The sequence below is a fragment of the Singulisphaera rosea genome (assembly GCF_054877945.1).
The window spans coordinates 114,610-127,072 of sequence record NZ_JBTYIP020000019.1 but is presented as its reverse complement, the minus strand read 5'-3'; the positions used below and the strand labels follow the sequence as shown (position 1 = coordinate 127,072).

The following is a 12,463-nucleotide window of genomic DNA, read 5'->3' as shown; positions in this document are numbered from 1 at the left end:
TCAGATCTCATTGCACGACGAAGGCAGGAGAATGTAAATGAAAAACGGTACATCGGTCCTCTTGGTCGCAGCGTTGGCGCTCCCGATCGTCTTCACTCGCGGACTCGGTGCGAGGGCGCAAGGCCGCGACGCACGCGAGGACCAAGTGGCGGACGTCCCGCAGGACAAGTCCAGTATCTGGATGAAGCACAAGCTGGACGCCTCCCAGAAAATCCTTGAGGGGATGACCAGGGCTGATTACAAGCAGATCGAGAAGAACGCCCGCAGTATGAAGGTGATGGCCTATCTGGAGGGCTATTTCCGTGCCGACATGCCCGGATACAAAGCCCAGCTTCACGCATTCGAAAACGCCAATGAGGCGATCGTTAGAGCCGCCCAGGAGAAGAATCTCGATGGTGCGACGATCGCCTACACTCAACTGACGATCAGCTGTGTAAGTTGTCACAAGCTCGTGCGAGACAAGCCGACGCCTACACTCGATTGACGATCGACGGTGTGAGCTGTCACACGCTCGTGCGAGGCAAGCCGAATGAATGAGCCGGGTACAGGTTTTGGGACGTCGTGGAGGGCGATGGTTTTCGACCCGTGTTCGGGAGTTTCGTGGCTCCTTGCACTCTTTGTCGGGGTCATGAGCGACTCCAACCGGGTGATCGGGCGGGTCACGCTCAGCAGGTCGCTCCTCCAAGGCAAGTGATACCTTCCGGAGATGAGGATAACCCCCGGATTCTTACGCGAAACCGGGGATGAGATTCCGGCGTCGGCTCCGCACCCAATTGGCGGCCGGATTTAGGCGAGGATTTTGGAAACCTGGAAATTGACCGGGAATCCGGTGAACTTTCCACACGTCGGCTGCGATCTAGATTCATCACGTCATCGGCCGCTCGCGAGGGGCGGTCGGGACCCGGCTAAGGTGGCCCCGCCGTGCGAACCATCGTACGGGCGGGGCCTTTGCGTTTGGTCGCCTTCGAGATACTCGAACGTTTTATGGAGATAGCACGATGCTCCCGGTGCGAGCCATCCTCCACCCGACGGATTTCTCGGACCAGGCCGATTATGCCTACGGCGTCGCCCGCCTGATCGCCCGCGAGTCCGGCGCACACCTCATCGTCCTGCATGTCGTGGAACAGGTGCTCAATCTGCCTCAGGCCGTATATACCGACATGGGCCTCGCCTTGGACTGTTCTCAGGACAGTGAGAGTCACCACGAGGCTTTGAAGAAGCAATTACGCGAACGATTCGAAACCGAGCCCTCCCCCCGAGCGGAGACGCGGCTGATCTATGGGGACGCTGCGGCGGAGATCGTCCGTCTGGCCGGAGAGGTGCCTTGCGACCTCATCGTCATGGGGACGCACGGCCGGAGCGGCCTTGGTCGGTTGCTGCTGGGCAGCGTCGCGGAGGCCGTCCTACGCCACGCCAATTGCCCGGTCCTGACCGTCAAGTCGCCGCCGACGGGACCGTCCGCCGACCGCGGCATGACGACCCACGAGGCCGCGACGGCATGACGTGTCGTGCTGTGGTGCAGAGCCCCGGGTTGTGGTGGTTGCCAGGCACAGAAGTCGCCCCTTTTCTACCAGGAACACACCAATGACGAAGCAGGCAGAGCACGCCCAAGCCCCGTCGGTAGTCAAGGTTGAGGAGATGGTCGGCGTCTCGCCCAGAAGCTGGGAGGACGCCGCCCGACTCCTCGTCGAGCGTGCCTCGCAGTCGATCCGTCACATTACGGGGCTAGATCTGATCCGAAGCACGGCCGTCGTCCAAGACGGCAATATCGTCGAGTACCACGTGACGGCCAAGGTGGCATTCGTCGTGGAGCCGGCGGCCATCGATCGGTAGACGTTGGGATGACCTGGCCGGCGACGTATCGCGGGCCGTGCTGAACTTTCAACCCGGAGGAACCTGCCATGTTGGACGATGACGGTCTTGTGGTCGTGGAGGATGGGCTTTGTCACCAGTGTGCCGTCTCCACCAAGCAGATCCATCACCGAAACTTCCCGGAAATCCGGGCCGAGTGCGGCTCGGCCCTCGACGGGGCCACCCACCTCGCACGCCGATTGTCCCTCTATCGGGAGGGGGCCCAGAACGCATGGCACCGCGAGCTTCTCGACCGCGCCATCGCCGATGTCACCTCGTTCCTCGAGGCATTGGCCGAGGAAGAGGAGGAGTCGGTGGAGGCCTGTCGGTGCGATGTCCGGGTATCCGCCTCCGCTGGGTCGCCGTCATCCGGGCCGATCCGATCCGAGCCTCGCGAGGACCCGGGCACCTCGACGCCCATCCGAGACGTCGAGTCGGCAGGAGGCGTGGCATCACCATGCTGAAGAGCCTATTGATCTGTATGGATGGGTCGGATGACAGCCGCTCGGCATTGGAGCTAGGCCTTCGCTGGGCGAGACGATTCGACGCTTTGGCGGTCGGAGTCGCCGTCGTCGATAAGCCTGGCATCCTCAGTTCGAAAGACGTGCTCTTCGCGGGGGGGCACCATTGGCACGCGACGGACCCCGCGCCTCGATTGATCTCCGATGAACGTCACCGAATCGAGGAGATACTGGAGCACTTCGGCAGACGGTGCCGCGATGCGGGCGTGGTCTGCAACACCCTGGATGACGTCGGCACCCCCTACGTGCGGATACTCGACGAAGCACAGGTCTACGACCTCATCCTTCTCGGTCGGACGACCCACTTCGACTTCGGGCATGACCACGACGCGACGCTCGAGAAGGTCATCCAGGACAGCCCCCGCCCTGTGGTCGCGGTGCCCAGGGAACTCGACGGGGGAGAGGCGGTGGTGGTCGCCTACGACGGCAGCCTCCCGGCGGCGCGCGCCCTCTATGCCTTCGAAGCGTCGGGGCTGGGCCTTTCGCGAAAGGTCCATCTCGTGAGCGTCGCCGAAGGGCAAAGGGACGCGGCGCGACAAGCCCGGCGGGCGGCCGGGTTCCTCAGCCTCCACGACATCGACGCCACCGTGCACCCCGTGGGGACGACCGTTCCTACGGCCGAGGTGATCCTCGAGAAGTCACGCGAGTTCGAGGCCGGGCTGCTGGTCATGGGGGCCTTCGGCCAATCGGCCTTGAGGGAGTTCTTCCTCGGATCGGTGACCCAAGCTGTGCTAAGGAAGAGCCCGGTCCCGGTTTTCTGCTGTCCCTGAGCAGACTGTGGTTGCCGGATAATACCGGCGACTTTTTCGGACGAGTTGCACCATCTAATCGTCGGAGGAAGTGAGCATGTCGGAGGTAAAGGAAACCCACATAACACGGCATGGAGGGAGTGAGGACGGTCAGTCAGGGTCGGAGCGAGAGCGCCAGGCCGCGGTCGGCTTTGGCACGTCGCCGCTTCCCGCTCCAGGGGCGACGCACGCGAGCCCCTTGGCCTCCATCCGGCGATTCGTGGAGGGCATGGACCATCTCATCGAGGACTTCGAACGTGCTCACGGCCTTTCGACTCCCCCGCTCGTGAGCCGTGGCCGCGAGCTATTGAGACGCGAGGCCGGCCTCATCTCGGCCGACTGGTCCCCTCGAGTCGACATCCTGGAGGGCGGACACGCCCTCGTCATCCGCGTCGACCTGCCCGGCCTGTGCAGGGAAGATATCGAGGTCGAGATCGCCGACGATACCCTCACCATCGCGGGGGAGCGGAACGTGGAAACGAAGGAGGCTAGCAAGGGCCGCTGCTATATCGAGTGCCCTCACGGCCGCTTCCGCCGGACCATCCCGCTGCCCGGCGGCATCGACGCAGAGGCCGCCACGGCGGAGTTTCGCCACGGCGTGCTCGAGGTCTCGATCCCGACTCCGCGCCATACTGCACATCATATCCACCGCCTGCAAGTTCGCTAGACAAAAAACGATCGCTCGAAATGTTCATGAATGGCGATCCTCGCCCGTCTGGGCCGCGCGGCCATGGATCCCTTCATCAGGTCAACCGCCACGAGGGGGAGTTTTTGAGATGAAGAGCGACCATGAACTGCAGCACGACGTCTTGGACGAACTCGAATGGGAGCCGAGCGTCAAGGCACCCGAGATCGGCGTTGCGGCTCGGGATGGTGTCGTGACCCTTACGGGCTCCGTGTCCACCTATAACGAGAAGGTGACGGCCGAGCGTGCGGCGAAGCGAATCCAAGGGGTCAAGGCCGTCGCCAACGACATCAAGGTCCGTCTTCGCAGTGGCGGCGAACGGACCGACACGGACATCGCTCAGGGAGTGATCCAGGCCCTGCGCTGGAAGACCACGGTGCCCGCGGAGCGGCTCGAGGTCGCGGTGAGCGACGGCTGGGTCACCCTCGAAGGCGAGGTCGACCGCCACTATCAGAAGGAGGCGGCCGAGGAGGCCGTGTATCCCCTCCTTGGCGTCCACGGCGTGTTCAATCGGATCAGCATCAAGCCGAAGGTGTCGGCGTCCGACGTCAAGTCGCAGATCGAGTTAGCCTTCCGGCGCTGTGCCAAGATGGATTCGCAGAGGCTCCAAGTGGAAGCGATCGATGGCAAGGTCACCCTGAAAGGCAACGTGCGATCCTGGGCGGAGCGGCAGGAGGCCGAGCGCACGGCCTGGGCGGCACCCGGCGTCTCCGCGGTTGATAACCTGCTCATGGTCGTTCCTTACCTCACGTCCTATTAGGACTGTGCCTGACTCCTCGCGCCCTCGGCCCGTGCCTCCATCGGGCGTCCGATTCGGGCAAGAATGACTTGATGAGTCGCCTAGGCCGGACGCCGGAAGTCGAGCCTCTGCTGGCCCAACGACGTCAAGTCACTCCTGCTTACTGGCTTAGTAGTTGCCGTCCTACCGGCGGCCTAACACGACATGAGGTTGTATTCGATGCCCCTCTTCCGAACCATCTTAGTCGCCGCGGACCTCTCGGAGGCCTCACGGGAGGCCTTTCGGGTCGCATGTTCACTCGGCTCCGAAGACACGACCCTGGTCATGGTCCTGTCTGTCATGGAGCCGAAATACGAGGCGGATACTCCGGTCTACCTCAGTGATCAGACCATCCACTACACTCGCGTCGCGAGGAGCCTATCTGAGCACGAGCATCTGAAGGAGCGCCTGCGAGAGCACTATGCCCCCGATCTTGCCCTGGACGTGGCCTACTGCACGAAGGAGGGGGACGCCGTCGAGCAAATCCTCCTCTCCTGCGAGGAGACCGCCTGCGACCTCGTCGTCATGGGCACACACGGCCGGACGGGGCTGCGACGCCTCCTCACCGGCAGCGTCGCCGAGGCAGTCCTGCGGCGTGCCCGTTGCCCGGTACTCGCCCTCCGCAAGCCGGATACACACCTGACGACTCCCCGGGACGAAGTGATCCTGCACCCGACCGACTTCTCGGATCGCTCCCGTACGGCCCTCCAGGCCGCACGAGCGCTCGCACAGGCACGCGGGGCGCGACTCATCCTCCTGCACGTCATCTCGATCGAAGACTTCGTTGAGATCCCGCTCTTCCCGGACCGCGGCCCTTCCCGCGCCGCGCTCGCTTCGCTCGCCGATCAGATCGATGGGCCGGACCTCAAGCATCCCGTCGAGACGAGGCTATCCGAAGGCGAAGTCGCAACCGAGATCGTTCAAGTGGCCGACGAGGCGGATTGCAGCCTGATCGTCATGGGTACGCACGGGGCGAGCGGCCTGAGCCGACTGCTGATGGGCAGCGTGGCCGAATCCGTCCTGAGGAAGGCCGGCCGACCGGTCCTGATCGTGAAATCGACGCAGCCCGAGGCGTCTCCGTTGCCCGAAGCGGCCGGCGTGGGCCGGGTGACCGTCTAGCACAACCACTCGGGGGTCTATGTATTGAAAGCCATGGGGCGCGACAAGGATAAACGGCCAGGCCCCGACCGCAACTCGTTCGCTTTCCATAAAAAAATGCCAGGACGTTCCGACGACGAGCATGATCGCATTCGCACCGCTGGGATGCACCCCGCACACCACGAACGCCTGGCTCGCGGAACAGGATGGATCTCGGACCGGGCGGACAACCGTCACGCCTACCAGAAACCGAGGGCTGAGAGCGAAACGGCGGACCATCCGGCCGCCTGTCGGGCGAGTCCAAGGAGAGATCGGAAAAGCGGAGAGATTACCACCATCGCAAGGTACCCTGACGCGGAGGCGAGTGTGAGTCGGCACCGAAGTGAAGCACGGCAGTTGCCCCAGCTTCTCGCCGAAGGCCGGGCCGAGGGGCCAGGTCATGTGGACAGGGTTCGGGCCGCACCCGACGACGAGCCACGAGTCGTCCCCGATGTCGAGCAGGATGACGTCACCTCACACGGGGAGATCGCCTCGGTCGCCTATGGCCTCTGGCTCGACCGGGGGCGGCCCGAGGGGACCCATCGCGAAGACTGGCTCGAGGCTGAGTGTAGGCTCGGGGAGGAGCGGGGCCGGAAGCCCCCTTCGACGCACGCCCAGGTCGCCGAGCAGGTCCGCGAGGCGGCCGAGTGCCGACGGGCGAGCGAATCGTTGGCCACGAACCGCGAGCGGATGGTCGACATCGGTCGCGGCAACCAGCAGGCCGGTCGGCAGGGTCCCTGAAGCCGCATCTCCCTCGAATGGTGAGGGCTATGACAGAGGGCCGCAGCAAGTCCTCTTCCTTAGGTGGATCAGGGGCCATCGACCGGCGCCGAGGACATCGGGGACCTCGAGGTTCGGGCCGACGATGCCACCAGGGCGTGGATCAGAAAGGAGAATGACCAGCGAACAACATCGGGGTCGCGTGCCGGGCAAGAGTATATGATTGGCCGGGAAGGCCTCTGGGCGAAGGGCCCCTACGATGGATCTTGGCGTGGAGAGCGCTCATGTCCGAGCCCGCAGCCGACCGTATGAACACTCGTGCCCCTGAATCCGCGGCGTTCTGGAGCGTTGAGCTCGAGGATGAGCTCCGGCGGCTCGGATCTGGGCCACGCGGCCTGTCGAGCGGTGAGGCGAGGAGACGCCTGGACCTTCGCGTCCTCGCGCCTTCGTTGCATTTCAACCGTCTGGCCCTCCTCCTCTCCCAGTTCAAGAGCCCGATCGTCCTCATCCTGGTCGCCGCGGCCGGCCTGTCGGCCGTCGCGGGACAACGTACGGACGCATCGATCATCCTGGCGATCGTGCTCGGGAGCGGCTTCGTGGGCTTCTGGCAAGAGCGAGGTGCGGCCGACGCGGTCGAGGCACTGCTGGCCCGCGTCCGGGTCACGGCCGCCGTCCTCCGGGACGGCTCTGTGGCGGAAGTCCCCTCCGAAACGGTGGTGCCGGGCGACATCGTCTTGCTCAATGCCGGGGACCTCATCCCGGCCGACGGCCTCCTCGTCGAGTCGACCGACCTCCACCTCGACGAAGCCACGCTCACCGGGGAGACCTATCCGGTGGAGAAAGCTCCGGGCCGGCTGCCCGAGGAGACGCCCCTCGCGGGGCGGAGCAACTGCGTGTTCCAGGGAACCCACGTGGTAAGCGGCACGGCCACGGCCTTGGCCGTGAGGACCGGGGCCGAGACTGAGCTCGGGCGCATCTCGGGTCGAGTGGGCCGGGTGCGGCCGGAGGCCGAATTCGAGCGGGGTGTCCGCCGGCTCGGCTACCTCCTCATGGAGGTCACACTCGTCCTGGTCCTCCTGATCTTCGCCGTGAACGTCGCCCTGGGGCGTCCGGCCGTGGACGCCCTCCTCTTCTCCACGGCACTCGCCGTCGGGCTGACCCCCCAGCTACTGCCGGCGATCGTCGGCGTCAACCTCGCGCACGGCGCCAGGAACATGGCGGGGCGGAAGGTCATCGTCAAGCGGCTCGCCTCGATCGAGAACTTCGGGAGCATGGACGTCCTCTGCTCCGACAAGACCGGCACGCTGACCGAAGGGACGGTTCGGTTGCAAGAAGCCCTGGACGTTACCGGCCACCCCAGCGAAGATGTCCTCTTCCACGCCTTCCTCAACGCCTCGTTCGAGTCCGGGTTCTCGAACCCGATCGACGAGGCCATCCGCGCCCACCGGCCCTTCGACCTCTCCGCTTATCAGAAGGTCGGCGAAGCACCCTATGACTTCGTCCGAAAGCGCTTGAGCGTCGCGGTCGAACGGGACGGCCGGCGGTCCCTGGTGACCAAGGGGGCGCTCACGAATGTCCTCGATGCCTGCGTGAGAGCCAAAGGGCCCGGGGGCGAGCCCATCGACCTCGCGACGGTACGGGCCGGGATCGAGTCCCAATATGCACGGCTCGGAGCGGAAGGATACCGCGTGTTGGGAGTCGCGCGCCGAGACCTCGACGGCGCATCGCCTCCGACGAAGGCCGATGAATCGGGCATGACCTTCCTCGGATTCCTCGTGCTCCACGACCCTCCGAAACACGGGGTCGACGCGACCATCCGTGAGCTCGGGCGGCTCGGGATCGCCTTGAAGGTCCTCACGGGGGACAACCGGCTCGTCGCCGCGACGGTGGGACGCCTGGTGGGCCTGTCCGGGCCCGTCGTCCTCACCGGGCCGGAGATCGCGAGGATGAGCGACGAGGCGCTCGCGCGGCAGGCCGACGAGGTCGAGATCTTCGCCGAGGTCGAGCCCAACCAGAAGGAACGGATCCTCCTCGCCCTCAAGAAAGCCGGTCACGTGGTGGGGTACTTGGGCGACGGGATCAATGACGCCTCGGCCTTGCACGCCGCCGAGGTCGGCATCTCGGTCGACTCGGCCGTGGACGTCGCCAAGGAGGCCGCCGACATCGTGCTCCTGGAGAAAGACCTCGGGGTCCTGCTCGACGGCGTCCGCGAGGGGAGAGTGGCCTTCGCGAATACGCTCAAGTACGTGTACATGGCCACGAGCGCGAACTTCGGCAACATGCTGAGCATGGCGGGACTCTCGCCCCTCATCTCGTTCCTGCCCTTGCTCCCCAAGCAAATCCTGTTCATGAACTTCTTGACCGATCTGCCCGAGATGGCCATCGCCACCGACGGCGTCGACCCCGAGTTGACCGAGAGGCCGCGTCGCTGGGACGTCCGCGATATCCGCGATTTCATGGTCGTCTTCGGGGTCTTGAGCTCGGTCTTCGACTTCGCGACCTTTGGCGTGCTCCTCCTCGTGCTCCACGCCTCCCCCGCAGAATTCCGGACGGGGTGGTTCGTTGAGTCGGTGATCTCGGCCTCGATCATCGTGCTCGTGATCCGCACGAGGAGGCCGTGCATCGCCAGCCGGCCCGGTCGGGCCCTGCTCGCGAGCACGGCCCTGGTCGGCCCCGTGACCTTGGCGCTCCCCTACACCCCGGCAGGCAGAGCGCTGGGATTCCAGCCGCTCAAGCCCTGGTTCCTGATCACCATGGTTGTGATCGTCGCCCTCTACATCGCCTCGGCGGAACTCGCCAAGATGGCCTTCTACAGGAGGGGGAGACGCTTGAGACGTGCTCAATCGACACAAGGCCCGGCATGACATGACGACCGCAGCTTCGACGAGGTTGGGGATAGTCCTACACCTCGCCATAATGGAGTCCATCGTCCCGGCCGCGCCGATCGTCGCGCCGATTGCGCGTGCCCGGACGTCGCGACGCACCGAGAAACCGTCGTGAACCAGCGAGATCTTCACCTCCTCGAGTCATCGCGCGTTTCTGTGTCACCGCGATCCTCGGGGGAGGAATTTCGACATGGCAATGAAGACACTCACCGTCGAGGGGGGACTGTCCGGGCGCCTGTAGGCGCAACGGTCCTGGAGGTGGCACGGGAGGCCGGGGTTTCGGTGCCCACGCTGTGTCACCTCGACGGGGTCTCGGACGGTGATCCCGACAAGAGTGGATACTAGCGACGCAAAGTGACCCCGGAACTCCCCTGGAGCTCGGCCGCAACGTCCTCCGAGCCACTACATGACCTGCCCGGTCTCGAAGCGACTTCGATTGCTCAAGCGTTTCATGTGAGCGACGAAATCGTCAAGCCTCCGCTCCAAACCCCTCCGCGGGGACGACGCGAGCGGGTTCGCGATCTACCCGAGTCCCGGAGCCCGCCCCAGAAAGATCGAAGACGCCCGCCGATTCGCCGTTGCCGGCCGAATTGCTATCGAAGAGAATTTCTTTATAATGAGGGGACGAAACCACTCGAGACTCGACTCCGTTGGGCAAATGAGAAGGCAGAATTCGTATGGGACGGATCTTCGAGAAGCGCAAAGAGTCGATCTTCAAAACCGCCGCTCAGAAATCGAAGCTCTACTCCAAGTTTGGTAAACAATTGTACATGGCAGCCAAGAATGGGGTGCCCGACCCGGACGCCAATCCGACGCTGCGCATCCTCGTAGAAAGAGCCAAACGCGAGAACGTCGCGAGTCATGTGATCGAAAAGGCGATCCAGAAGGCGGCCGGCACGGGGGGCGAGGACTTCCAGGCCGCCCGATATGAGGGGTTTGGTCCCGGCGGCTCCTTACTCGTTGTCGAATGCTTGACCGACAACCCGACACGTACCATCGCCGATGTCCGCAGTTGCTTCTACAAGGCCGGATCCAAATTGGCTGCCAATGGATCGGTGGTGATGTCCTTTGATCATTTGGCCGTACTTTCTTTCCATGGTAACGACGAAGAGAAAGTGATCGAGGCGATGTTCGCCGCGGACGTTGCCGTCGAAGAAGTCGAATGCGAGGATGGGACCGTCACGATCTTCGCCCCGCCCGTCGAGTTCTACAAAGCGAAAACGGCCCTGCACGAGGCGTTCCCTGGCCTTGAGCTCGAGATCCAGGAAATCCGCTTCCTTCCGCAGTCAAGCAAGAGCCTCAGTGCGGAAGATTTGGGCCCGTTCGAAAAACTACTCGCCATGCTCAACGATTGCGACGACGTGCAGGATATCTTCCACAACGTGGTCCTGCCCAGCTAACCCAGGTCCAGGTCGGCCTCGTTCGAGTCGTCGATCCCCGCCTTTAGGGATGCCGTGCAACGAGGAGGAGTGGTGGCATGGGCCGCGACTCCTCTTCGCCGTTTCGAAAGAATCGCAGAAGTCGACGGCATAGAAGCCGAATACGCTACCATAAATTAGCAAATCTAAAAATAAATTTCATTAATTATACTCAAATCCTCACTTTTAATGAATCCTTCGGCCGAGCGGTCCAACCTCGATTTGTCCGAACTCCGCTCGAAGTACACCCCGAAACGCAACTTCGACGGAGTTCAGGCTTGTGGGAGCGGCACGACGTTCCAAGCCTCGCTTCGGCCGACCCCGGATCGCAGCGAGACGCACGGGACACTCACGATTAAAAAAAATATAACAATGCGTCAATTTATTGATCGGCACATCTCCCGACTCTCTCTTGGGCCCGATACGTCCTGCCTTGAATTCCAGCCGGTTCGGCATTGCGGCAGTTGGCTGGATTATGGTCGTCGAGGCGACCCGGATCGCGGCCATACTTACCGCGGCTTCCGCGGACACGGAATAAAACTTGCACCTCGCCGCCAACATAATTCTCTCCCGTCGGTCGGCGCGGTTGCTTAGCTGGTGGTCCTCAGTCTCGGGGTTTCACATCGTACGAGTGCGGCGATCGCAACGGTGCGTATCGATGCGCATCGAGGAATAGGCGACAGAGACTGGCGGAGCATCTGATCAGTTGATTTTCGACTGGCGGAATACCCGCTGGAGATCGAAACTCACCCAAACGATTTCCGCCCTCGCCCGCACTCAACCCGGACGTGCTGAGAAGGAAATATCCAGTGGCCGGACGGCCCTCCTGCGTGGCGCATCCATGTCTAGGAACAAGGAGTAATCCGACGATTCTGCGATTAAACTCGGCAGCCTGTATCAGACGGCGCCGAAATGCGCAGCCAGATTCGGTGCATCAACTAACTTCATTCGCGATCCAGTATTGCCTTAAGAGAACGACGAGGCTACCCCTCAACCCCTGTGAATTCGCAAATCGTTATCCCTGATCCCACACTGCGTGGTATCCTACCATCTCCCCTGTACGATGATTATGAGTATTGACAAGACGCGTATTCACGGACTGCTGGACAGCGATTGAAGATCTGCCGGTCGAAAGCCAGGGATGAAAGCTCGGAATACGAGGCGGTCGAGTCTCACGCCTCGGGTCATGGGCCGTTCTCCGAAGCGGCAGAGTCTCCTGTCCTCGAACACAAGTCTGCGGTCAAGCCCTCAAAGTCGCCGGAAATCTCGGACCGCGAGACTCCCTGGTCCGCAATCTCCTCGCCGTCTACGAAAACGGGATCATCGCTCGAGGGCACCTCAGTCGTATTTTTCGGAGCACAGAGAGCATGACCTTCGAGGGGATCAAACTTGATCCTTCGCGGGTATTGACCCTGGAGCCTTCGACGACGCTGAGGGTGTCACCGACCTAGCGATCGCTCGTAGAGGGATGGAAAAAAGCCCTTCGCAGCCCCGATCGGGGTGAAGCGATGTCATAGTCTGGTCAGCGAGGGCAATACGGGGCGAGGCGGACGCCCCTGGCGATGCCCGCCACTACACGATGTCCATCGGCATTGAAAAATCGTTGGCGTGGAATGTCTCGGCTCGGCCTCGATCGCCGGATCGGTCAGTCAGGTGATCAATCTCGGACTACAAGTGGAG

Annotated in this window: 12 protein-coding genes; 11 read left to right on the top strand and 1 reads right to left on the bottom strand. The window is 63.1% G+C overall.

Annotated features, from left to right (window positions below; all coding sequences use genetic code 11):
• Positions 1-37: 37 nt before the first annotated feature.
• The 5 genes from ACYOEI_RS26935 to ACYOEI_RS26915 all read left to right on the top strand — a co-directional run bounded on the left by ACYOEI_RS26935 (position 38) and on the right by ACYOEI_RS26915 (position 3,142).
• Positions 38-484: a hypothetical protein gene (locus tag ACYOEI_RS26935; protein WP_462852739.1), complete on the top strand. Its 447-nt coding sequence runs from the start codon at positions 38-40 to the stop codon at positions 482-484.
• A 514-nt stretch (positions 485-998) separates the two neighbouring features.
• Positions 999-1,502, top strand: coding sequence for a universal stress protein (locus ACYOEI_RS26930; RefSeq protein ID WP_462852738.1), 504 nt, complete (start codon positions 999-1,001; stop codon positions 1,500-1,502).
• A gap of 82 nt (positions 1,503-1,584) precedes the next feature.
• On the top strand, positions 1,585-1,833 hold the full coding sequence (locus ACYOEI_RS26925; RefSeq protein WP_462852737.1) for a dodecin family protein: 249 nt from the start codon (positions 1,585-1,587) through the stop codon (positions 1,831-1,833).
• 68 nt (positions 1,834-1,901) lie between these two features.
• Positions 1,902-2,315: a hypothetical protein gene (locus ACYOEI_RS26920; protein ID WP_462852736.1), complete on the top strand. Its 414-nt coding sequence runs from the start codon at positions 1,902-1,904 to the stop codon at positions 2,313-2,315.
• Positions 2,309-3,142, top strand: a complete 834-nt coding sequence (locus ACYOEI_RS26915; RefSeq protein WP_462852735.1) for a universal stress protein — start codon at positions 2,309-2,311, stop codon at positions 3,140-3,142. The genes ACYOEI_RS26920 and ACYOEI_RS26915 overlap by 7 nt, the downstream gene beginning before the upstream one ends.
• Before the next feature lie 133 nt (positions 3,143-3,275).
• Here ACYOEI_RS26915 and ACYOEI_RS26910 read toward each other — a convergent pair whose 3' ends face one another.
• Positions 3,276-3,425: a hypothetical protein gene (locus ACYOEI_RS26910; RefSeq protein ID WP_462852734.1), complete on the bottom strand. Its 150-nt coding sequence runs from the start codon at positions 3,423-3,425 to the stop codon at positions 3,276-3,278.
• 21 nt (positions 3,426-3,446) lie between these two features.
• Here ACYOEI_RS26910 and ACYOEI_RS26905 point away from each other — a divergent pair, with 21 nt between their 5' ends.
• The 6 genes from ACYOEI_RS26905 to ACYOEI_RS26880 all read left to right on the top strand — a co-directional run bounded on the left by ACYOEI_RS26905 (position 3,447) and on the right by ACYOEI_RS26880 (position 10,765).
• Positions 3,447-3,827, top strand: coding sequence for an Hsp20/alpha crystallin family protein (locus tag ACYOEI_RS26905; RefSeq protein ID WP_462852733.1), 381 nt, complete (start codon positions 3,447-3,449; stop codon positions 3,825-3,827).
• A 109-nt stretch (positions 3,828-3,936) separates the two neighbouring features.
• Positions 3,937-4,605 carry a BON domain-containing protein gene (locus ACYOEI_RS26900; RefSeq protein WP_462852732.1) on the top strand — a complete coding sequence of 223 codons (669 nt, stop codon included), beginning with the start codon at positions 3,937-3,939 and terminating at the stop codon, positions 4,603-4,605.
• A gap of 183 nt (positions 4,606-4,788) precedes the next feature.
• Positions 4,789-5,742 (top strand): universal stress protein, encoded by a 954-nt coding sequence (locus ACYOEI_RS26895; RefSeq protein ID WP_462852731.1) that lies wholly within the window; start codon positions 4,789-4,791, stop codon positions 5,740-5,742.
• A 345-nt stretch (positions 5,743-6,087) separates the two neighbouring features.
• The gene (locus ACYOEI_RS26890) at positions 6,088-6,501 is read left to right on the top strand and encodes a DUF2934 domain-containing protein (RefSeq protein WP_462852730.1); all 414 of its coding nucleotides are present in this window, start codon (positions 6,088-6,090) and stop codon (positions 6,499-6,501) included.
• Positions 6,502-6,764: 263 nt separating this feature from the next.
• Positions 6,765-9,344 (top strand): magnesium-translocating P-type ATPase, encoded by a 2,580-nt coding sequence (gene mgtA / locus ACYOEI_RS26885; RefSeq protein WP_462852729.1) that lies wholly within the window; start codon positions 6,765-6,767, stop codon positions 9,342-9,344.
• Positions 9,345-10,042: 698 nt separating this feature from the next.
• Positions 10,043-10,765 (top strand): YebC/PmpR family DNA-binding transcriptional regulator, encoded by a 723-nt coding sequence (locus ACYOEI_RS26880; RefSeq protein WP_462852728.1) that lies wholly within the window; start codon positions 10,043-10,045, stop codon positions 10,763-10,765.
• Positions 10,766-12,463 lie beyond the last annotated feature (1,698 nt).